This window comes from Variovorax sp. OV084, from assembly GCF_900111625.1.
GTDB lineage: Bacteria > Pseudomonadota > Gammaproteobacteria > Burkholderiales > Burkholderiaceae_C > Variovorax.
In genome coordinates, this window is the sequence record NZ_FOII01000007.1 from 1 (window position 1) to 19,748 (window position 19,748).

Sequence of the window (19,748 nt, forward strand, 5' to 3'; positions counted from 1 at the left end):
CTCATCATCTTCGTGCTGGCCATCTACGTGGGCTACCACGTGGTGTGGACCGTCACGCCCGCGCTGCACACGCCGCTGATGGCCGTGACCAACGCCATCTCGGCCATCGTGGTCGTGGGCGCCATGCTGGCGGCCGCGCTCACCGAAACCACCCTGGGCAAGACCATGGGCGTGCTGGCCGTCGCGCTGGCGGCGGTGAACATCTTCGGCGGCTTCCTCGTCACGCGGCGCATGCTCGAGATGTTCAAGAAGAAGGAAAAGAAGGCAGCAGCACCCAAGGCCGACGCAGGAGCCACCCCATGAGCATGAACGTCGTCACGCTGCTCTACCTGATCGCCAGCGTCTGCTTCATCCAGGCCTTGAAGGGCCTCTCCCATCCCACCACCTCGATCCGCGGCAACGCCTTCGGCATGGCCGGCATGGCCATCGCGGTGGTCACCACCGGTGCGCTGATCTACAACATCGCCGGCGGCAACCTCAGGGGCCTGGCCTGGGTGCTGCTGGGGCTGGTGGTCGGCGGCGGCTACGGTGCCTACCGCGCCAAGACGGTCGAGATGACCAAGATGCCCGAGCTGGTGGCCTTCTTCCACAGCATGATCGGCCTGGCGGCGGTGTTCATCGCGATCGCGGCCGTGGTCGAACCCGCAGCCATGCTCGAAGGCATCGCCAAGGGTGCGCCCATTCCGGCGGGCAACCGGCTCGAGCTGTTCCTGGGTGCGGCCATCGGCGCCATCACCTTCAGCGGCTCGGTCATCGCCTTCGGCAAGCTCTCGGGCACCTACAAGTTCCGGCTGTTCCAGGGCGCGCCGGTGCAGTTCGCGGGCCAGCATCTGCTGAACCTCGTGCTCGGCCTGGCCATGATCGGGCTGGGCCTGGTGTTCGTCTTCACCGAAAGCTGGCCGGCCTTCTTCGCGATGCTGGCGCTGGCCTTCGTGATGGGCGTGCTCATCATCATCCCGATCGGCGGTGCCGACATGCCGGTGGTGGTGTCGATGCTCAACAGCTACTCCGGCTGGGCGGCCGCGGGCATCGGCTTCAGCCTGAACAACGCGATGCTGATCGTGGCCGGTTCGCTGGTGGGCTCTTCGGGTGCGATCCTGAGCTACATCATGTGCAAGGCCATGAACCGCTCGTTCTTCAACGTGATCCTGGGCGGCTTCGGCGGCGAGGCGGTCAGCGCGGCCAGCGGCGCGAAGGAGCAGCGCCCGGTCAAGACCGGCAGCGCCGACGACGCGGCCTTCGTGCTGGGCAATGCCGAGACGGTGGTGATCGTGCCGGGCTACGGCCTGGCCGTGGCACGCGCACAGCACGCCGTGAAGGAACTCGCGCAGAAGCTTACCGACAAGGGCATCACCGTCAAGTACGCGATCCACCCGGTGGCGGGCCGCATGCCGGGCCACATGAACGTGCTGCTGGCCGAGGCCGAGGTGCCCTACGACCAGGTGTTCGAGATGGAAGACATCAACGGCGAGTTCGGCCAGGCCGACGTGGCGATCATCCTGGGCGCCAACGACGTGGTGAACCCGGCCGCGCACACCAAGGGCAGCCCGATCTACGGCATGCCCATCCTGGAGGCCTACAAGGCCAAGACGGTGATCGTGAACAAGCGCTCCATGGCGGCGGGCTATGCGGGCCTGGACAACGAGCTGTTCTACATGGACAAGACGATGATGGTCTTTGGGGATGCCAGGAAGATCGTTGAGGACATGGGCAAGGCTGTTGAGTAACACGAACTTCAATGCTTCTCGACGGTGTTCAACAACACTTCCCGAGCAAGGTCCTCGCACAAATGTGGCAACAGCCCCGCATCGTTTTTTTAGCACTAGGAAACTGACATGAAGAACATTGGAATGATCGGCATCGGTTTGATGGGGCATGGCGTCGCCCAGAACATCCTCAAGCACGGTTATGCCCTGACGGTGCTCGAACACTCCGGCAACCAGCCTTTGGACCAGCTGAAGGCGGCGGGGGCGACGACGCAGACCAGCGCCGCGAAACTGGCAGCGGCCTCGGAAGTCGTCATCCTCTGCGTGACGGGTACGCCGCAGGTGGAAGCGGTATTGCTAGGCGACGGGGGCGTGTTGCAGGGGCTTCGCCAAGAAACGGTAATCATTGACTGTTCGACGGCCGTGCCTTCGTCCACCGAGCGGATTGCGGAGGCGGTGAAGGCCGCCGGGGGTCTATTCCTTGACGCGCCAATGACCCGAACACCGAAGGAGGCTGCCGAGGGTCGGCTCAATCTGCTGGTCGGCGGAGATGAGGATTTGTTCAATCAGTGCCGTCCACTGCTGGCGACGTTCGCCGAAAACATCAACCATGCAGGGCCGATCGGCGCGGGTCATCGCATGAAGCTGCTTCATAACTACGTTTCTCTCGGATTCGTTGCTCTCCTGTGCGAAGCCGCCGCTTGTGCTCAGCGCTCCGGTATCGCATCCGAAGTATTCGTGGACATCTTGGCGAAGGGCGGAGGGGGAGGGGCGGCATTGGAACGCCTGAGGCCATACCTCGCCTCTGGCGATTCGTCAGCATTGCGTTTCGCCATGTCGAACGCCAAAAAGGACCTGGGGTACTACAACACAATGGCCAACGACACCGGGGCAGTAAGCCTCATCGCTGAGGCTGTCCATCAAACCTTTTCTCAAGCGCTTGATGAAGGTGGCTCGAATGCGATGGTGTTGGACCTAGTGCCACTGCTAGCGGCGGCGACCGGGTCCACGCCGCAGGTTAAAGGCCATCCTTAAATCGCACTCACAGCAGGCCGAGAATCAGCGCACGCGGGCCTGGTGAATGAGTGCTTGATGCCCAAGGATGGGCAAGTTTTGGCAAACTCGCCCGTCTCCCGAACCTTTCGGGGTGAACAACCTATTGAGGCATCACACCTAGTCGATCCGGATGTCGAGTCGCTTGACCAGTGCGCCGTACACCTGTCGCTCTTCGCTCTGCAGCTTGCGCAATCCGTCGGCGGAAGTGGGATCAGGCTTAGCGCCTTGCACACGCAGTACGTCGACAAACGCTTTGTCCTGCATGGCCTTGTGCACGGCACTCGTCAGTTCGTTCACCTTTGCAGCAGATGTGCCGGCCGGCGCATACAGCGCTTGCCAGAGCGCCATCGACAGGTCGATGCCCAGCTCCTTGAGTGTAGGAACCTGCGGCAACAGGTCCAGGCGAGTGGCCGTTGCACTCGCCAGAATCCTGGCCCGGCCATCCTTGGATGCGGCGTCGGCGGCGCCGGCAGGGACGAACATCATGTCCACCTGTTTGCTGAGCACAGCTTGCACGGCGGGTGCTTGGCCCGAAAAAGGCACGTGGAGCAGTTCAAGGCCCAAGGCCGTTGCCAGCCGTTCCATGGCGAGATGGACGATGCTGCCCACGCCCCAGCTTGCATAGGTGATCGCGCCGGGCCGGCTCTTGGCCAGCCGGGTCAGATCCGCGACATTGCGGATCTGGTCCAGTGATTGGCCCACTGTCAGCACGATGGGAATATGGGAGACCAAACTCACCGGGCGCAAATCGGTTTCGGGGTTGTAGGGCAGCTTGCGGTAGATGAACTGAATAATCGACTGCGTATCGACGATGCCCAGAAGCAAGGTGTTGCCGTCAGGTGCCGACCGAGCGACATAGCCGGCACCGATGCTGCCGCCCGCACCAGGTCTGTTCTCCACAATGACGTTTTGGTGCAGCAGGTCGCCCAGTGGTTTAGCCAAGCCTCGTGCCAATACGTCATTAACCCCGCCCGCGTTAAAAGGCGAAACGATCTTGAGCGCTTGGTTGGCGCGCGCCAAGATCCAGGGTGTGGCGCTCATGCAGCCGATGGCCGATGCGCATGCCGTTTTGAGAACGGTTCTCCGGGGGATGGACATGAAAACTCCTAAAGCAGAACGGGTTGAGATTCCCATCGCTGCATGCGAGAAGCATGCAAGCCGGCACCCGTAAACTTGCACGGTGGCTTGCATAAAAACCCAGCCCCAGCGCGCGTCTGGACACCGACCGGCTGCAAAGCGGCCTTGAAAGTCGCAGACAACTCGCCGGTCACCTTTGGGGGGTTGCGAGAAGGCCGAAGGCAAACCCGGCATACTCATCGAAGCGTATCAGCGGCCGTCCACCGCGATGCATCCCTGCGGCCGAGGTGCGTGTGTTGGCGGCCATGATGGCCGAGTGCTGAAATGCGCCCTCCGCCGGGCGAATACGGTACTTGATCAGGTGCTGCGGCTGAGCATCACGCTACTTCTTTGGCGTGCCAGCACCTGCGCTTCAGACTGTCCGACTAGGGCCTGATAGGCGGCGGGGGCAGTGGCACCTTCGGTACTGATCAGCAGCACGCGCGCATCGGGCCCCAGCCCAACCGTGGCAGCTTGTGCCGCGTGGCTTCGGAGTTCAACGAGGCCTGCGAGGCCGGCTGCGCCTGACTCGCCAGAAACCACAGGGAGATCCAGTGCATTGCCGATCGCCAGGAGCCGCATCGCAGCGACCGCATCGTCGTCGGTGATGGTCATGAAGTAGTCAGCCCCGGACACAAGAAATCTCCATGCAAGTGGAGATGCTTCGCCGCAGGCCAGGCCAGCCATGACCGAGTCGACCGAGCCCGTTGCCTTGGACGCAACGCCGCGCAACGCACTTTGAAAAAGACAGTCAGCCTGTACCGGCTCGACGATTACCACCGTGGGGCGACGCTCCCCATAGCACTCCCAAAAGTAGCTCAGGATTCCTGCCGCGAGGCCGCCAACCCCACCCTGAAGAAAGACATGCGTGAACGGCACCGATTGGTCGCTACCCGAGGCTTCAACAATTTCGGCAGCGACAGTCCCGTACCCTTGCATGACATCCCGCGGGACCTCTTCGTAGCCGTCGTATGAAGTGTCTGAAACAACATGCCAATCGTTGGCCTTGGCGAGACGAGCGGCTTCCTCGACAGAAGCGTCGTAGTTCCCCTGGACGCGCATCACCTTGGCGCCAAACTTGGCGATCGCCTGCTCCCGTTCCTCGCTCACATTCGCATGGAGGACGATCACGCAACGGCAGCCCATGGTCTGCGCTGCCGCCGCAAGGCCTTTGCCGTGATTGCCATCTGTCGCGCTGATCACCGTGAAGGCTTCCAGCAACGATCTGTAGCCGCCCTTGAAAAGCAGCTTCGGATCCAGGTTGTGATCCGGCCACAGGCGAAGAATCAGCCGAGCCAAAGCGATCGGCGCCCCAAGCGCCTTGAAACTCCCGAGATCGGATCGGACGGACTCATCCTTCAGATAAAGCTTTCCGATCCCGAGGCTGCGAGCCAGGCCATTGAGTTCGTACAACGGCGTGGACCCCGGATTCAAACTGTTCCATGACGAGATCCAGTCGCGGCTTTCCTGGGCCTTGGCGATGGACATCACCGACTGGAGTTCACTGGGATAGGCACTGCGCGTGACGCGCTCATTGGCAATCAGCATCTTGGATTCCGTTGGTTGTTTTCGCCCCCTTGGCTTGAACGCCAGGAGTTCATGAATCCTAGGACCGCTTCTGGTGTTGCTTGGCGCGATCTGGATGCCAAAAACAGGAGAACGAACCACATTCAGGGGAGACAATGGAAGGCTGTTGCGTGCTCGGGCGCGCCTCTCCTTGGCCATTGCGGCGCAGATAATGGCTGGCATGCATCTCGATAACTACGACGTCAAGATCTTGGGCTTGCTCCAGAGGGACAGCAAAATCTCCCAGCGCGAATTGTCGGAGGCCGTCAATCTGTCTCCATCCGCGGTCAATCGTCGGATTGCTGCTCTGGAATCTGCGGGGGTGATCGCCGCCACCGTGTGCATCGTCGATCCGATGTCAGTAGGTCACCTCATCACGATCCTCGTCGAGGTCAAGCTAGAGAGCGAGAGGCTTGACCTACTCGACGAGGTGAAGACACGTTTTGCCGCCTGTCCACAGGTGCAGCAGGTTTACTACGTCACGGGGGAGTACGACTTCGTTCTTGTGATGGTCGTCAAGGACATGACGGAGTACGAGCAACTCACCCGCGACCTCTTCTTCAGCTCTGGGAACGTCAAGGGGTTCAGGACCTATGTCGCCATGCAGCGGGTCAAGGTCACACTGAACGTTCCCCTCGCCGAAAAGTGACCAGAAGAGGGCACTGAGCCGCTTCTAAAGAGGGCATGCCGCTCCAGGACAGTGCCTTGCACCATACGTGCAAAAAACCGGGCCACAACGCGCCGATCCTCCGCAACCACAAGCGGGATCGGTGATTTTCTCCGCCCCGTGCGCACCAGAATTCTCCTCACCGATGGCGGCGATGGGCGTAAAACCTACTTCATCACACCGGGGCTCACAAAGTTCAGCAGACTGACCATTTAGAGGAACAAGCTCATGACCATCAATCGCCGCCAAATTTTGAAGGGTGTGGCAGGAGCCGGGGGTGCAGCCATTGCACCGTCGTTCCTCGCAGTACCGGCACTGGCCCAAAGTCTCAAGGGCAGCGGCGAGGTCGTCGTGTACGACGGCGGTGGATCGTGGGGAGAGGCAAAGCGAGTGGCACTTTTCGACCCCTTCGAGAAGGAGACCGGGATCAAGGTCATCGCGCAACCGCGTACTGACCTGGGCGCTGTTCGCGCCAGCGCGTTGGCTGGCTCCCCGCGGTACGACGTAACCATTTTGACGGGCGGCAATACCACGGCCTTCGAGCGCGAGAACCTCCTGGTTCCGATCGACTACGGGTACTTCAACAGGGCCGATCTGGATGCCTTCAATCCTGTTGCTACAGGCAAGTTCACCGTTCCGCACATCATCTATTCCCTGCTGATTGCCTACGATCCCGCAAAGTTCGGCAGCAACTCGATCTCTTCCTGGGCCGACGTGTGGGACACGAAGAAGTTTCCGGGCGGCCGCACCCTGTGTACGGGCACACGCGGGCCGGACGGTGCTGTCTTCGAGGCGGCTCTGCTGGCAGACGGCGTGGACCCCGCCAAGATCTATCCGATCGATTGGGATCGCGCATTCAAGAGTCTTTCCCGCATCAAGCCCGAGATCGTGAAATGGTGGAACAGCGGTGCCGAGGGACCACAGCTGCTAATTGACAAACAGGTGACCGCCGGCAGCGGATGGAATGGGCGAATCTACGCTGCAAACGAGAAGAGCCAGAAGATCGGCTTCACCTGGAACCAAGGCGTCCTGCAATACGACAGCTGGGTGGTGCTCAAGGGTTCCAAGAACGTCGACAACGCGAACAAGCTGCTCGCTTTCATGTCGCGCGCAGAGGTGCAGGCGACCTTCTCCAAGCACATTCTGTACGCGCCGCCGAACTCGCGCGCCTACGACTTCATCCCTGCGGAACGCGCAAAGATGCTGCCGACGTACGCCGAATTCAAAAAGCAGCAGATCGTTCAGGACTACGCCTTCTGGAACGCGCTGGGCAAGAACGGTCGCCCCAACAACCTCACCGCGGTGGCGGAATGGGAGCGGTGGCTGGTCGGTGCGCGCTGAACGGTCCATCTGGCGCATCGAATCGTCGGTTGCACACGGCTCTAGAGCCATTCGGAAGTTCTCATGAAGCTTGGTTGGAAAAGCGCACGCCATAGCCGTGCGCCAATGATCCTGCTCTTGGTCGTGCCTGCATTGGCGATATTCGCGGCGGGATATCTCTTCCCAGTGGCCCAACTGGTACTCAAGAGCTTTCGCAACGAGAGCACTTGGTCGCTGCTGCACTACCAGGAGATCGCGAGCTCAGGGGTTTTTGTCTGGGTCCTGTTCCAGACGCTGCTGCTGGCGGTCGTGGTGACGCTAGCCTGCCTGATCCTGGCCTATCCGCTCGCATATTCAATCTCTCGGTGCCCTCCATGGCTCGCAAGCCTCCTCTTGGTGCTGGTCACTCTCCCATACCTGACCAGTATCTTGATCCGGACATACGCATGGACCGTCCTGCTAAGTCCTGCCGGCCTGATCAACCAGTTGCTGCTGTACCTTGGGATCGTTTCGGAGCCGCTGCGACTGGTCTTCAACAAGATCGGCGTGTATATCGGAATGATCCAGGTGCAACTGCCACTGATGGTGTTTCCGCTGTATGCCGCACTCGCTCGTTTCGATCGAAAACTGAGCATCGCCGCGCAAAGCTTGGGAAGTTCTCCGGCAGATGCCTTCCTGCGCATCACGCTCCCCAGTTCGATGCCCGGTATTGTCAGCGGCTGCACCCTCGTGTTTCTCTCCTGCCTGGGCTTTTACATCACGCCCGCACTTCTTGGCGGTCCGAACGATTACATGATTGCGCAGGGCATCACCATCCGAGTCCTGACCCTCGGTGAGTTCGAGGCTGCTGCCGCTCAGGCGACAGTCTTGCTCGCCATGGTTGCAACGGTCTTCGTGATCTTTCGCACCAAGGTTGCGACGGAGCTGGAGGACGAATCGCAGTCCAGCCAATCGGCGAAGAAGGTTCGAGATCTTTCCGCAACTACGCGTATACCTGCACCTCTTGCAAAGGGGCTTCAACGCGCGCTGGAAGTGATTTCTTCGGTTCGCTCACCGCTGCTCGTGCTGCTGTCAGCATTCACGCTGGCCCTGCTCGTCCTTCCGTTTGTCGTGGTGATTCCGCTTGCGTTCAGCGACGCCGCCTACTTGAGCTTTCCTCCGCCCGGGTACTCGCTGCGCTGGTTCAGCAAGTTCTTCAGCAACTCGCAATGGCTGAGCGCGCTTTCGTTCAGCGGCCGTACGGCGCTTCTGGCCTCGCTTCTGGCCATCACGATCGGCGTACCCATCGCCTTTGCGCTCGTACGCTTTCGCTTCGTTGGCCGGGTTCCGCTCTATCTTCTGCTGATTTCTCCCATGATCGTTCCCCATGTAGTCATGGCGGTGGCCTTCTTCTTCAGTTTTGCAAAGACCCCGCTCATCGGCACGGCGACTGCATTCGTGCTCGCCTACACCATCATTGCAACCCCCTACGTGGTCGTCATCCTGATCGCAGGCCTCAAGAAATTCGATCGGCGCCTGGAACAGGCCGCAATCAGCCTCGGCGGGCATCCCCTCACTGCGCTGCGTACCGTGACGCTTCCGCTGCTGCTTCCCTCGCTGGCCAGTGCGCTCGTGTTCGCGTTCATCACGGGATTCGACGACGTGGTCTACGGCCTGTTTGTGAGCGGTCCGTCCGCAACGCCTTTGCCGATCCGCATGTGGGACGACATCCGCCTCGAAATCAGTCCGCAGATCGCCGTCGTCGCCGTGCTCTTTCTGGCGAGCCTGGCGGCGCTCGTCGCGGTCAAGACGTTTGTGTCGGCGGCACTCCACCATCGCTCGCACTTGAAGGACACCTGAAGATGAGCAGCATTGGACCCCTTGCTTTCTCCATTGAGGAGTACCGTCGCCGCCTCTGCATGGTGCAAGACGTGATGCGCGCTCGTCATCTCGACTGGGCGATCCTTGACGAGCCCGAGACCATGGGCTGGCTCTCCGGCTACGCAGTCGGAGAGAACCTGTGGCGCGCGTGCCTCGTCCCGGTGGTCGGTGAACCTTTCCTCCTGATCCGAAAACTCGACGTGGCGCCTGCGCGTGCGAAGAGCTGGCTGCAAGACATCGTTGCCTTCTCTGACTGGGAGGAGCCTGTCTCGGTTCTGGCCGCTGCGCTGAGGTCCCGGGGAGCACATGCGCGAATCGGTGTCGACTTCCAGTCCCACTCCTTTACTCGTCAGCGGCAAGGCCTCCTCGCGCACGCCCTTCCTCAATCGAGTTTCTGCGACCTGGAACGGGCGGTCTGGGACGCGCGTCGATGCAAATCGGACGAGGAGGTTGAACACCTTCGCGCGGCTGCGAGACTGCTGGATCGCGCAGTCTTGAAAGTGGTCGATGCCATTCGGCCAGAAGCCTCTCAGCGACTTGTCGCAGGCGTGGCCGCTGCCGAGTATTACCGGCTAGGGTTCGACGATGGTTTCGTCGGCTACGTGACGGCTGCTTCCGACTGGGATTGTCTGCATAGCTCGCTGAGTGACGAGCCGATCGGAGACGGTGCGCTGGTTCACGTCGAGTTGCTGCCGAAGCTCAAGGGCTACTCTGCCCGGATCATGCGCACCGTGGCTGTGGGGCAAGCGACAGAAGACCAAAAGTCGGCGTATGCGACGCTCTGCGCGCTCCAGGATGAGCAGTTCAGAGCCATGCGCCCCGGCGCAATAGCAGCCGATGTCGACGCCATCGTGCGGCAGGGCGTGTTATCGGCGGGCCTGAGACCCGATTACGAAAACATCACGGGTTACACCTTGGGCTTTTCGGCACCCTCGTCCCAGCGCGTGAGCGATCTCTACAGGTCTTTTGTACCGACAGCCAGTTGGCGACTTGAGAAAGGCATGGTGTTCCACATGTACACCTCCGCTCGAGGCCTGGCCGTCAGCGAGACGGTCCTGGTGACCGAATCCGGCGCCGAGCGATTGACTCGCACGCCCCGCAAGATTTTTGAAACTGGGGTGAAAGCATGATGACTGGCCGCATGGAATCGGTTCGGGACATTCCCGAGGCCCAGGTGGGGAGGCGAAGCGCTGGGGTCAGCGTTGCGAATGTCTCGAAGTCCTATGGAGCGTTCAAGGCGCTCGACGACGTCTCGCTCACTGTCGAACCGGGGGAGTTCGTCGCGCTTCTGGGCCCCAGTGGTTCCGGCAAGTCGACCTTGCTCATGATGATCGCGGGTTTCGAAACCCCGAGCTCGGGCGACCTTCTGGTGAAGGGGATACGCGTCAACGATCAGCCCGCGTACAAACGCGGCTTCGGAGTGGTGTTCCAGCGCTATGCACTGTTTCCACACATGACGGTCTCTGAAAATGTGGCGTACCCACTCTTTCGTCGCGGATTGAGGGGCAAGGAGGTTGAGGCAGAGGTCGCCAAGGCGTTGGACCTGGTGGCACTTGGGACCTTGAGGAACAGGCTTCCAGCCCAACTGTCCGGTGGCCAGCAGCAGCGGGTGGCTCTCGCGCGCGCCCTGGTATTCAAGCCGCCCCTCTTGCTCATGGACGAGCCCTTGGGAGCGCTGGACCGCAAGCTGCGCCAGCAATTGCAGCTGGAGATCAAGCAGATCCACAGGCAGATCGGAAGCACGATCATTTTCGTGACCCATGACCAGGAAGAAGCGCTGTCGATGGCAGACCGGGTCGCGGTTCTCGAAGGAGGCCGCTTACAGCAGTTTGGATCGCCTCGAGATCTTTATGAGAGCCCCGCGAGCGCGTTCGTGGCGGACTTCATCGGGGAAACCAGCTTTCTGCCCGTGGTGTTGTCGCCGGCTGGAGCGGAAATCAACGCAGAAATCGCCTCTCTGCGAATTCGCAGGTCGATACCCGTTGAACGAGTCCTCACCCGTTCAACCTCTGGCCGCCTTGCAATTCGCCCGGAGAACGTGCAACTGCGACTGTCGGAGGATGGTCCTGCTCGCGTTGTTGAATCCGCGTACGCCGGAACGACCCAGGTGGTGCTCGTCGAGGTTGGTGACGTTCGGCTTCTCTCCCGCTCGCAGATGACACCGGACAGGCAGTTGTTTCATGCCGGCCAGCGCGTTGAAGTCGATCTCGACACGGCGCACGCGATGGTCTATCCGATCGAATAGGGGCTGACCTGATATGCATCATCCCAACCACTCCACGCGGGAATCGGCGATTTCAGCGGCGCTGGAAACGTTCGACTCGGGCCGATTCCTCGCCGACTTGAATCGCCGTGTCTCGTACCGCACCGAAAGCCAGGTCGAAAGCAGCGCCTCGCAACTTCATGCGTACCTACGGGACGAGATCGCGCCGACTCTCGGTCGCCTTGGCTTCAGATTCCGGATCGTCGCCAACCCGGCGGGTGTCGACGCTCCAATTCTTCTGGCAGAACGGATCGAAGAGGAGAGCCTGCCGACGGTCGTCACTTATGCGCACGGAGACGTTGTCCGTGGCTATGACGATCAATGGCGAAAGGGTCTCGAGCCTTGGAAGGTGGTCGTCGAAGGAGATCGCTGGTATGGACGCGGCACCGCCGACAACAAGGGGCAGCATTCGATCAACATCGCCGCGCTTGAATCGGTGATCGCGGCCCGAAGCGGACGGATCGGTTACAACATCAAGCTGATATTCGAAACCGGCGAGGAGATCGACTCGCCCGGGCTCGGTGCCCTTTGCGCAGCCGAGAAGGACTTTCTGGCGGGGGATCTCTTCCTGGCGTCCGACGGACCCCGCGTTGCCGCGGACAGGCCGACCGTTTTTCTCGGCTCACGCGGCGAGCTCAACTTCCAGCTCGAGGTCGATCTTCGGGACGGCGCACATCACTCCGGCAACTGGGGAGGCGCGCTACGCAACCCCGCCGTCGTTCTGTCGCATGCGATTGCGACGCTGATCGACAAGGATGGCCGCATTCTTGTGAAAGGGCTCCTTCCTCCGCCCCTCTCTCCCGCTGTACGCGCCGCAATTTCGGATCTCGTGCTCGGAGGCGACGAGCATGCCCCCGCGGTAGATCCATCTTGGGGCGAGCCTGGGTTGACCCCCGCCGAAAGGGTCTGGGCATGGAACGCGCTGGAGGTGATCGGGTTCAAGGCGGGCAACCCTGACGCACCCGTCGGTGCGATCCCACCAACGGCACGGGCGCACTGCCAATTGAGGTACGTCGTCGGCACGGACTGGGAAAGCGCGCACCGGCACCTCGAAGAGCACCTTGCCGCCAAGGGGATTGCATCCGTGAAGGTCACGGTGCAGCCCGCCGGAACCGCAACGCGCCTGGATCTGAAGGATCCCTGGGTCGAATGGACACTTCGCTCCATCGAAGCGAGTACGGGGAAGAAGCCTGCACTGCTGCCGAATATCGGCGGCACCGTTCCCAATGCGATCTTCGCTGAAACCCTTGGCCTGCCTACGGTATGGGTTCCCCATTCCTATGCCGCGTGCTCGCAGCACGCGCCGAATGAACACCTATTGGGCTCCGTGGCGCGTGAGGCCTTGGCCGTGATGGCCGGAATTTGGTGGGATCTTGGAGACGACGGGGCCGACGTCGCCGCATTGCGCAAATGCCGATCCGGAGCCTAGGTTCCAGTGTCCGCTGTTCCAGGGCCCGGTAGCAGCCGGTTAATCTGGACCGAATGGGCCGTGTTTCGTGTCCCGCTCAATGGCTGAATAGATCCATCGGCGTCACGGGCTCTTGCGACAAGGCTCATCGGGCCGGGCGTTCGCGGCAGCGGAAGCGTCGCCGCGAACTGCTGCCATTCGAATTCTCGGCGGGGCCGGACCTCGGCCTCTTGCCAGGTTGCCCCGCCATCGGCGCTGAGCGCCACGCCGCCGATGCCGTTGTTGCTCCAGGCCCAGCCCTTGACTTCCACAGCATCTGTGGAGACGGTGTCGCCGGGTGCCGGATGGGTGATCATCGAATTGGGCTCGACAGCCCACACCGGCTCTCGATCGACTTTGCCTTCATGCTCGCTGTCGCGGTTGTACCAAAGGGTCGTGAAGGGGGAGTCCGCACGCCTGCCTTGGACCGACAGCCGACAGAGCCACTTGGTCATGTTGGTGCCGAACCAGCCTGGAACCACCAGGCGAACAGGCCCGCCCCGCTCGCGGGTCAGTGGTGCGCCATTCATCTCGTAAGCAACGAGCACCTCGTGCGACAGCGCTTTCGAAATCGGCAGATCCTTGCGATACCGGTTCATCCTTCGGCCGCCGAACTCGCCGCTGTCCAAACCGTCCGACCAGACATGGGTGGCATTCGGCTCGAGCTGCGCTTGCTCGAGCAGCACAGCCAGCGGCACACCCGTCCACTGGACGTTGCCCACCCGCCAGAGATTGCTATCGGCCGGTATCAGGGGGCTGCCAAAGCACTCGTGAAAGGCGGTGAGGGTGACAGAAGGCAGCCGCTTGAGACCGTCCAGGTCGATCGAGAAAGACCTTCGGACGAGCCCGTCCACTTGCAGTCGCCAGCGCTTGGCATCGACTTCGACGGCGCCCATGTGGATGGTCTCGAAGAGCTGCGCATCGGACGTGATGAAGTCGCGCAGCGCCGCAGGGGCGGGTGGCGGCTTCAGATGGAATCCTGGAGACCGGCCAATGACGACCGAGCGCCCCGCTCCTTCAGGCAGCGGTGGCAGGAACGCGGAGCTATTCATCCAGAACCCTAGCGGTCATCTCATCGTCGAGCAGCCGCGGAAACTTCGGATCTGACGGCCCCGACCATGCGACCGGCTCGTGGCGGCGGCGTTCAACACCGAGCGAGAAGACGTCGAATCGGTTGTAGTAGCCCACCACGTCATGGAACTGCTTTGGCTCGATGCACTTGTTCAGGTCGAACTCGGCATATGCGATCCCTTCTTCGTTCTGGAGCGTGTCGCCGATCTGCGTGCCGGTAGGGTCCACGAACATCGACGCGGCGCGCGAGGTGCCGTCGATCACTTCCGCCACCGCCGGATCGCGGTCTACCAGGAAGTCACGCATTGCCTTGTCCATGAAGCTCGCGCAGATGATTCCGAACGCCTTGGCTTCGAACGAGTGGGCGGACGCCCGGATGCGGTTTGCCGCAACGTTGTCGAAGTTTCCACCGCCCGAGGGCTTCCGCGTGGGCCACATCGGCGGCCAGCTGGAGACATGGATCTGCTCTGCCTGCGCCATGAGCGAGAAGCGCGCGAGCGGGTTGGTGTTCTCGCCGCATATCAAGCCGCCGATGCGCCCGAATCGCGTCTGCGCGACGCGCAGCCCCTGTCCGTCTCCCGCAGCCCAGACCAGCTTCTCGTAGAAGGTCGGCACCAGCTTGCGATGGTGGTTGAGCAACTCGCCCGTCTCGCCGATCAGGATGTTGGAGTTCCAGATGCAGCCTGCGCTCACAGTGCTGCGTTCGCTGATGCCCATCGACACGCACACGCCAAAGCGCTTGGCGGCCGCGGCAATCAGCGCCACCTCGGGCCCGGGCACGTAGACGCTGTTCTCGACCATGGCCTCGAACAGATCGTGGTTGTAGATGGGCGCCCACAGGGCCGCCCACACGGGGAACGCCGGAATGTACGTCTCCGGAAACGCGATCACCTGCGCGCCATGAAGGGCGGCTTCCTTGATGATGGACACGGCCTTTTCGGCCGTGGCGGTCTTGTCGAGCAGCACCGGCGCTGCGTGGGCGGCGGCAACCTTCACCCGGGGCAATGAACTCATGTCAGGTACTCGCTGTGCGTTGCTGAGGGCCACAGGATAGTTGCCGGTACAGCCGCACAGATGCTCGAAAAACGCAACAAGGGGTGCGTTTTTGCGGGCTCCTCGGGTCCATGGAGCATCTGCGCACAGCGGGTTGTGAATTTCCCGGCGGCTATTTGTGCGGAACATGCTCACCATTGCCGGGTCGCGGACCTGATCCGTTCAACCCAGCCTGGAGGGCCCATGGACCCATCGCACGAGTATGTTCGCCTTTCCCGCACCGGCCCCTGCGCATGCGGCAGTACCCACGGTGACGATGAGGAGTGCCTCGCGGAGAACACGGCTGCGAATGCCGACGATGCGCTGGCTGGCGCCATGGCCCAGGGCATGCTGCACGGCCTCTTTCCCGAGCGCGGCCTGCGGCGTGCATTCGTCAAGACGCTGGGGAGGGCAGGGGCGCTGGCCGCACTCACGGCGCTCACGCCGCTGACCCAGCTTGCCGCCGTCGCGCAGGAGCGCAGCAGCAAGGGCGCGCCGGAGAAAAAGCGGCTCGCCGTCGGCTTTTTGCCCATCACCTGCGCAACGCCGCTGATCTATGCGGAGCAGCTCGGACTATTTCCGCGCGAGGGGCTGGAACTGAGCCTGCAGAAGATCGCCGGAATCGCGCTGATCCGCGACAAGATGGTCAACGGCGAACTGGACATCTCCCAGCAGGTGATGCCCGTTGCACTGGCCATGTCCGCCGGCATCGGCGGCGCTCCCATTCCGGCGCGCGTGATGACGGTGCTCAACCAGAACGGCAACTCGCTGGTCCTTGCGATGAAGCACAAGGGCAACCGCGATCCGAAGAACTGGAAGGGCTTCAAGTTTGCCGTGCCGTTCGAGCAGTCTCACCAGATGCTTCAGCTGCGCCACTACCTCGCATCGGCAGGGCTGGATGCGGACCGCGACGTGTCCTACCGCGTTGTTCCTCCGTCCGAATACGTTTCCAACCTCCGCGTGGGCAACATCGATGGCTTCTTCGGCGGCGAGCCGGGCGGCCAGCGCGCCGTGTACGAAGGGGCTGGATTCATCCACCTGGTCTCGAGCGAGATCTGGCCGGAGCATCCTTGCTGCTCGGTGACCGCAACCGAGGCCTGGATCAAGGCCCATCCGAACAGCTTCATGGCCGCCTATCGCGCGATCATCGCCGCGAGCCTGCATGTGTCCGAGCCCGCCAATCGCGCGGGGATGGCCAAGATCCTTGCCCAGCCGCAGTACCTCAACCAACCCGAAACGGTGGTGGACCAGGTCCTCACCGGCCGGTATGCCGATGGCCTGGGCAACGTGAAGACGCTGCCGCGCCGCATCGACTTTCAGCCCTTTCCCCACTACTCCAGCGCCGTCTGGCTTCTGACCCAGATGCGCCGATGGAACATGATCAAGGAGGACCTGGACTACAAGGGGCTTGCTCGCCAGGTCATGCTGGCCACCGATGCAAAGCGCCTCATCGAGGAGCGCGGCGGCAGGGCGCCGGAGGTCGGGTTCCGCAAGGAAACGATTCTGGGCAAGAGCTTCGACTCCGATCATCCCGCCGAGTACCTAAAATCGCTGGGCAGGGCCTGACCATGCAGGGCGCGATCTCGACCTCACGCTCCTGGCTCGCTACCTTGGTGATCGGCTTGCTCTTGCTGGCGATCTGGCAGGCGCTCGCCTCCAGCGGGGGCAGCAGCGCGCCGGCGGAGCTTTCCGACTACGACAAGCTGATGGGCAAGAGCCCGGGTGCGTCTGTGGAGCGTTCGGCCATTCCGACGCCAATCGATGTGTTCAAGCGCGCCGGCGAACTGTTTGCGGATCCATTCCGCCGCAATGGCGAGAACGACCTGGGCATTGCCTGGCACTTGCTCGACTCGCTCAGGCGCGTGTTCAGCGGCTACGCCCTGGCCGTGCTGGTCGGCGTTCCCCTGGGCTTCTTGCTGGGGCTGGTTCCATGGCTGGGCCAGGCGCTGAATCCTTTCATCCAACTGCTGCGACCCGTCTCCCCGATGGCCTGGATGCCGCTCGCGCTCTACACGCTGAAGGACAGCGGCGCCTCGGCGATCTTCATCATCTTTATCTGTTCGATCTGGCCCATCCTGATCAACACCCTGTACAGCACCGCGAGCGTGCGCCAGGACTGGACCAACGTCGGCCGCGTCATCGGACTCACGCCGCTGGAGCGCGCGCGCAAGATCGTCTTTCCGGCAGCAGTTCCCATGATCCTCACGGGCATGCGCATCTCGATCGGCATCGCATGGCTAGTGATCGTGGCGGCGGAGATGGTGGTGGGCCAGAGTGGGATCGGCTTCTTCGTGTGGAACGAATGGAACAACCTGCAGATCTCCAGCATCATCGTCGCCATCGTGATGATCGGCATTGTTGGCCTGGTGCTCGACCAGTTGCTGGGCGCATTGATGAAGCAGCTGAGCTTCCGTGAATGAAAGGTCAGACGATGTTGCGGCCAGCTTTCTCAACTGTTTCGACTGCCTCGACCGCAACGCCCGGGTTCCTGCGGGTTTGCGGTGTGCAGCAGACCTTCAGCACGCCCAAAGGCGAATTTCCTGCGCTCAGCGAGATCAATCTGGAGATCCGCAGAGGCGAGTTCGTCGCGTTGATCGGCCACTCCGGCTGCGGCAAATCCACGCTGCTCAATCTGCTCGCCGGGCTGGCATCGCCGACCGCGGGAACCGTCTCATGCGACGGGGAGGTCATCCGGGGACCGGGACCTCGGCGGGCGATGGTGTTCCAGAACCATTCTCTCCTGCCGTGGCTCAGCTGCTTCGACAACGTGCGCATGGCCGTGTGCAGTGTGTTTCGTGCCGAGTCTGCTTCCGCGGTCGATCGCCGCACCGAGGCGGCGCTCGAGATGGTCGGCCTGGCGCATGCCGCGCACAAGAAGCCCAGCGAAATCTCAGGCGGCATGAAGCAGCGCGTCGGCATCGCCAGGGCACTGTCGATGGAACCGCAGGTCCTGCTGATGGACGAGCCCTTCGGCGCGCTCGACGCGCTCACGCGCGCCAAGTTGCAGGACGAGCTGCTCGGCATCGTCGAGAAAACCGAAAGCACCGTCGTCATGGTCACGCACGACGTGGACGAGGCGGTGCTCCTTGCGGATCGCATCGTCATGATGACCAACGGTCCCGCGGCACGGATCGGGGAGATCCTGGACGTCCCCATCGGGCGCCCGCGCGATCGCGTCAGCCTGGCGACCGACTCGACCTATGCAGAGTGCCGGCGCGCACTGATGGACTTTCTGTACCGGCGCCAGGCGCACGTCGAGCAGCTGACGGACTGAATTCAACTTGGCAATCTTCCATCGCCAAGGCACTGTGCCCGGACTGAGAAGCGGCCACGCTCGGCCGCGCTTTCCCTTGTATTGCGCATCTCGATGTGAAATGCTATCCAGGAGCCACCGACCGGCCAGGCCGATGGAGGATTGCATACGACAACGCACGAGAAGGCCGCATGACGACCAAGAAGGTACCCCTCGCCAACCTTGATTGGGACGATGTGCGCCTGTTCCTGCATATCAGCCGTACCGGGAGCCTCTCCCAGGCGGCCAGGCAGCTTCACATCGATCATTCCACGGTCAGCCGCCGGCTCTCGCAGCTGGAGCTGTGTCTGGGCGGCCCACTTTTCGAGCGTCACCGCGCCGGACTCAAACCCACCGAGCTGGCGCATGTCCTCGCCCTCCAGGCCGAGAACATGGAGCGAGCGGTCTTGTCGCTGCAGGAGGAACTCGGCGGAACCGACAGAGAGCCTTCAGGCAGTGTGCGTGTGGCCATGATGGAGGGGATCGGCACCACCTTTGTAGCTCGGCATCTCGAATCGCTGCTGTGCAAGTACCCCAAGCTGCGGGTGGAACTGGTGACTTCTTCTTCCATCGTCAATGTGAGCCGCAGAGAAGCCGATGTCTTCGTCAGCTTTTTTAAACCGATCGGCCAAGGGTTGGCATGCGAGACAGCGGGCTCGTTCGCGCTGTATCTGTATGCCTCCCGGAGTTATCTGGAGAAGCACGGAACACCTGCGAGTCTGGCTGACCTTCCCAAGCATCAGTTCGTGGGATATCTGGACGACCTGATCCAACTCGACGCCGTACGCTGGCTCGATGAACTGATCACCCGGCCTCAAATGAGCTTTCAGTCCAACAGCATGCTGGCGCAGATGACGGCCTCTGCGTCCGGGCTGGGCCTGGTGCTGCTTCCCAAGTTTTCCGTGGTGAAGGAGGACACGCTGGTGCCCGTGCTTGCCGACACGGCAAGGGTGATGCGAACGCTCTGGGTGAGCGTGCACCATGACCTCCAATACTCGGCCCGGATCCGGGCCGTCACCGAGTATCTTCGGCGGCTTTTCGAGTCGAAGCAGGAATGGCTCAACGGCCCTGCGGACGCGGAGCCACGCGGCTAAGGTGGTGAGATAGAAGCCTGTTGACAAGCGTTCCTCGCTTGCAAGGCGGCCTTCAGCGAACGCTGCGGTGGCGCTAATGCAGATCCCCCAATGACGGCCACGGTGGCAGCGTCGGCTGATCCTCATGTCTGGCAAGTTGCGCCAGCGTGAGCCAAGCGCTTTCCTTTGAGAACACGACGATCAATGGCAACGCCTAGGTCAAGCGCAGCCACGGTTATCACGGCCTTAGTGTTCTGCTGTACAGAATGCTTGCTGTTA

Annotated in this window: 17 protein-coding genes; 13 read left to right on the forward strand and 4 right to left on the reverse strand. The window is 62.0% G+C overall.

Annotated features, from left to right (window positions below; genetic code table 11):
- The 3 genes from BMW87_RS18860 to BMW87_RS18870 form a co-directional block, all read left to right on the forward strand.
- Positions 1 to 303: NAD(P) transhydrogenase subunit alpha part 2 (locus BMW87_RS18860; RefSeq protein ID WP_143062595.1), on the forward strand; the 303-nt coding region annotated here is incomplete at its 5' end.
- Positions 300 to 1,727, forward strand: a complete 1,428-nt coding sequence (locus BMW87_RS18865) for an NAD(P)(+) transhydrogenase (Re/Si-specific) subunit beta (RefSeq protein WP_093077963.1) — start codon at positions 300 to 302, stop codon at positions 1,725 to 1,727. The genes BMW87_RS18860 and BMW87_RS18865, both read left to right, overlap by 4 nt.
- A gap of 108 nt (positions 1,728 to 1,835) precedes the next feature.
- Positions 1,836 to 2,741 carry an NAD(P)-dependent oxidoreductase gene (locus tag BMW87_RS18870; protein ID WP_093077965.1) on the forward strand — a complete coding sequence of 302 codons (906 nt, stop codon included), beginning with the start codon at positions 1,836 to 1,838 and terminating at the stop codon, positions 2,739 to 2,741.
- Positions 2,742 to 2,879: 138 nt separating this feature from the next.
- Here BMW87_RS18870 and BMW87_RS18875 read toward each other — a convergent pair whose 3' ends face one another.
- On the reverse strand, positions 2,880 to 3,860 hold the full coding sequence (locus BMW87_RS18875; protein WP_177192808.1) for a Bug family tripartite tricarboxylate transporter substrate binding protein: 981 nt from the start codon (positions 3,858 to 3,860) through the stop codon (positions 2,880 to 2,882).
- 336 nt (positions 3,861 to 4,196) lie between these two features.
- On the reverse strand, positions 4,197 to 5,426 hold the full coding sequence (locus BMW87_RS18880; protein WP_093077968.1) for a diaminopropionate ammonia-lyase: 1,230 nt from the start codon (positions 5,424 to 5,426) through the stop codon (positions 4,197 to 4,199).
- Between the two features lie 199 nt (positions 5,427 to 5,625).
- Here BMW87_RS18880 and BMW87_RS18885 point away from each other — a divergent pair, with 199 nt between their 5' ends.
- From BMW87_RS18885 to BMW87_RS18910, 6 genes are all read left to right on the forward strand, one after another.
- On the forward strand, positions 5,626 to 6,093 hold the full coding sequence (locus tag BMW87_RS18885; protein ID WP_093078272.1) for an Lrp/AsnC family transcriptional regulator: 468 nt from the start codon (positions 5,626 to 5,628) through the stop codon (positions 6,091 to 6,093).
- Positions 6,094 to 6,339: 246 nt separating this feature from the next.
- Complete coding sequence (locus BMW87_RS18890; RefSeq protein WP_093077970.1) at positions 6,340 to 7,452, forward strand: ABC transporter substrate-binding protein; 1,113 nt, start codon at positions 6,340 to 6,342, stop codon at positions 7,450 to 7,452.
- Between the two features lie 63 nt (positions 7,453 to 7,515).
- Entirely contained in the window at positions 7,516 to 9,270 is a 1,755-nt protein-coding gene (locus BMW87_RS18895; protein ID WP_093077972.1) for an ABC transporter permease subunit, read from the forward strand.
- A 2-nt stretch (positions 9,271 to 9,272) separates the two neighbouring features.
- Positions 9,273 to 10,421 carry a M24 family metallopeptidase gene (locus BMW87_RS18900; RefSeq protein ID WP_093077973.1) on the forward strand — a complete coding sequence of 383 codons (1,149 nt, stop codon included), beginning with the start codon at positions 9,273 to 9,275 and terminating at the stop codon, positions 10,419 to 10,421.
- A complete protein-coding gene (locus BMW87_RS18905; protein WP_218149757.1) occupies positions 10,418 to 11,536 on the forward strand; it encodes an ABC transporter ATP-binding protein in 1,119 nt (372 codons plus the stop codon). The genes BMW87_RS18900 and BMW87_RS18905 overlap by 4 nt, the downstream gene beginning before the upstream one ends.
- A 13-nt stretch (positions 11,537 to 11,549) precedes the next feature.
- Positions 11,550 to 12,983 carry a M20 family metallopeptidase gene (locus BMW87_RS18910; protein WP_093077975.1) on the forward strand — a complete coding sequence of 478 codons (1,434 nt, stop codon included), beginning with the start codon at positions 11,550 to 11,552 and terminating at the stop codon, positions 12,981 to 12,983.
- On the opposite strand, the gene BMW87_RS18915 is transcribed toward BMW87_RS18910, so the two are convergent.
- Entirely contained in the window at positions 12,980 to 14,053 is a 1,074-nt protein-coding gene (locus tag BMW87_RS18915; RefSeq protein WP_093077976.1) for a molybdopterin-dependent oxidoreductase, read from the reverse strand. The two genes, BMW87_RS18910 and BMW87_RS18915, sit on opposite strands and share 4 nt — an antisense overlap.
- The gene (locus tag BMW87_RS18920; protein ID WP_093077978.1) at positions 14,046 to 15,086 is read right to left on the reverse strand and encodes a carbon-nitrogen hydrolase family protein; all 1,041 of its coding nucleotides are present in this window, start codon (positions 15,084 to 15,086) and stop codon (positions 14,046 to 14,048) included. The genes BMW87_RS18915 and BMW87_RS18920 overlap by 8 nt, the downstream gene beginning before the upstream one ends.
- A gap of 60 nt (positions 15,087 to 15,146) precedes the next feature.
- Between BMW87_RS18920 and BMW87_RS18925 the strand changes: the two genes are divergently transcribed.
- The 4 genes from BMW87_RS18925 to BMW87_RS18940 all read left to right on the forward strand — a co-directional run bounded on the left by BMW87_RS18925 (position 15,147) and on the right by BMW87_RS18940 (position 19,490).
- Positions 15,147 to 16,670 (forward strand): CmpA/NrtA family ABC transporter substrate-binding protein, encoded by a 1,524-nt coding sequence (locus tag BMW87_RS18925; RefSeq protein ID WP_256216829.1) that lies wholly within the window; start codon positions 15,147 to 15,149, stop codon positions 16,668 to 16,670.
- Between the two features lie 2 nt (positions 16,671 to 16,672).
- The gene (ntrB, locus tag BMW87_RS18930; RefSeq protein ID WP_093077981.1) at positions 16,673 to 17,524 is read left to right on the forward strand and encodes a nitrate ABC transporter permease; all 852 of its coding nucleotides are present in this window, start codon (positions 16,673 to 16,675) and stop codon (positions 17,522 to 17,524) included.
- An 11-nt stretch (positions 17,525 to 17,535) separates the two neighbouring features.
- The gene (locus BMW87_RS18935) at positions 17,536 to 18,378 is read left to right on the forward strand and encodes an ABC transporter ATP-binding protein (RefSeq protein WP_093077982.1); all 843 of its coding nucleotides are present in this window, start codon (positions 17,536 to 17,538) and stop codon (positions 18,376 to 18,378) included.
- Between the two features lie 170 nt (positions 18,379 to 18,548).
- Entirely contained in the window at positions 18,549 to 19,490 is a 942-nt protein-coding gene (locus tag BMW87_RS18940) for a LysR family transcriptional regulator (protein WP_093077984.1), read from the forward strand.
- The last annotated feature ends 258 nt before the right edge of the window (positions 19,491 to 19,748 follow it).